Genomic DNA, 2,157 nt, shown 5'->3' on the forward strand with positions numbered 1-2,157 from the left:
GCACGGCTCCCGCTCCGGTCGCCGTCTGAGGAGGGCGGGGCCGGCGCCCGGCGCGCCCCCGCCGCCGCGGGTTCCATAACGTGATGGCGGGGGCGGACTGGTATCTGCCCACCTGACGTGCCCATGGCTAGGTTTCGCGGTAATCACGAGACCAAGGAGACTTCCATGCTCCACAAACGGGTCATGGGCGCGGCCGGCGCCACCGTCGCCATCGGCGCGCTCGTCCTCGCCGGGCTCCAGGGAGCGGCCTTCGGGTCCGACTCCCCGGGTACGCCCGACTCGGCCTCGGGGCAGTACTCCCCGGGCCTGCTCAAGGCGATGCAGCGGGATCTCGGCCTCACCGCGGACCAGGCAGAGAGACGCCTGGCCAACGAGAGCGAGGCCGGCGCCGTCGCCGGCACGCTGCGGCTCGCGCTGGGCCGCAGCTACGGGGGAGCGTGGGTGTCGGGCAAGACCTCCGCCGATGTCGTGGTGGCGACGACCGACGCCACCGAAGCGCGGAGGATCGCCGACGAGGGCGCCCGGGCCGAGGTCGTCGACCACAGCCTCGCCGAACTGGACGCGGCCAAGGCCGACCTGGACCGGATCGCCGAGCGCTCCTCGCCCGCCCACGTGCCCGTCTGGTACGTGGACACCACCGCCAACCGCGTGGTCCTGCACACCTCCAGGCCCGCCGCGGCCGAGCGCTTCGCCGCCGCGGCCGGGGTGGACGCGAGCCTGCTGAAGGTCCAGCGGTCCGACGAGAAGCCCCGTACCTACGCGGACATCGTCGGCGGCGACGCCTACTACATCGGCTCCGGCAGCCGCTGTTCCGTCGGCTTCGCCGTGACCCGCGGCGGCGGCCAGAGCGGGTTCGTCACCGCGGGCCACTGCGGCACCGCGGGCGCCACCACCAGGGGAGTCAACCAGCAGGCCCAGGGCAGCTTCCAGGGCTCGACCTTCCCCGGCCGCGACTACGCCTGGGTCGGCACCAACAGCCAGTGGATCCCGACCCCGACGGTCAACGGCTACGGCACCGGCACCAAGCAGGTCCAGGGCTCCACCGAAGCCGTCGAACGCGCCGCGGTGTGCCGCTCCGGCTCCACCACCGGCTGGCACTGCGGCACGATCCAGCAGCGCAACTCCAGCGTCACCTACCCGCAGGGCACGATCAGCCCGGTGACCCGGACCAACGTGTGCGCCGAACCCGGCGACTCCGGCGGCTCGTTCATCTCCGGCACCCAGGCCCAGGGCATGACCTCCGGCGGCTCCGGCAACTGCAGCAGCGGCGGCACCACGTACTTCCAGCCCGTCAACGCCGCCCTGCAGGTCTACGGGCTGACGCTGACCACCGAGGACGGCGGGCCGACCGACCCGCCCACCGACCCGCCCGGCGGCACCTGGGCAGCCGGCACCGTCTACCAGGCCGGTGCGACCGTCACGTACGGCAGCACCACCTACCGGTGCCTCCAGGGCCATCAGGCCATGCCGGGCTGGGAGCCGCCGAACGTGCCGGCGCTGTGGCAGGCCGTCTGATACAGGGCAGGACGGCACCACCGCAGCACCGCGCGGACCGGCCGAGAAGGGGATAGGACGCCGCGGCGGCATGCGGCCGGAGGGCCCCTGGGGGTGTGCTCTCCGGCCGTGCCGCGTCCGGCGGCCGGCCCGGAAGGGCAGCCGACCCGCACGCCCGGCGGCTAGGGCGCGCCCGCGGTGACCTCGGCCGCGGAGGCGTAGCTCCCGCCGCTGGCCGTGTGCGCCTCCAGGCGTACGTACCGGGCGTCGGCAGCCGCGAAGGAGGCGGTCTTCAGCCGTGCGTCGCGCTCCCAGGTGCCGGCCGCGACCTCGGTGAACTCCCGGCCGTCGGCGGAGACGTACACCTTGTACTGCAGGATCGTGCCGTTGAGGTTGCCGTCGACGCGCGGCTGGTACGCCACCTCCGCCACCGGCCGCACCTCGCCCAGATTCAGCGTGAGCGACTGCGGCAGCGGGGTGACCGGGACGTACTCCGAGTGCCAGAAGGTGTTCGGGTCGCCGTCCACGGCGCGCTCCGGCTCGGAGCCGGAGTGCCAGCTCGTGGCGTACACCCGCGGCTCCGTGCACTCGGGGGTGACGGTGACGGGCACCGTGAACGCCTCCTCCCCGACGCGGACGCGCACCGGGTAGGTGCCGGGCGGG

The 2,157-nt window shown here is 74.1% G+C and carries 2 protein-coding genes; one reads left to right on the forward strand and one right to left on the reverse strand.

The window, feature by feature from the left end:
• Window positions 1–165: 165 nt before the first annotated feature.
• Window positions 166–1,515 carry an alpha-lytic protease prodomain-containing protein gene (locus H5J30_RS28910; protein ID WP_181790227.1) on the forward strand — a complete coding sequence of 450 codons (1,350 nt, stop codon included), beginning with the start codon at window positions 166–168 and terminating at the stop codon, window positions 1,513–1,515.
• Between the two features lie 161 nt (window positions 1,516–1,676).
• Here H5J30_RS28910 and H5J30_RS28915 read toward each other — a convergent pair.
• On the reverse strand, window positions 1,677–2,157 hold a 481-nt coding region (locus tag H5J30_RS28915; RefSeq protein ID WP_181790228.1), incomplete at its 5' end, for a discoidin domain-containing protein.

This window comes from Streptomyces phytophilus (assembly GCF_013870535.1).
GTDB classification, from domain to species: domain Bacteria; phylum Actinomycetota; class Actinomycetes; order Streptomycetales; family Streptomycetaceae; genus Streptomyces; species Streptomyces phytophilus.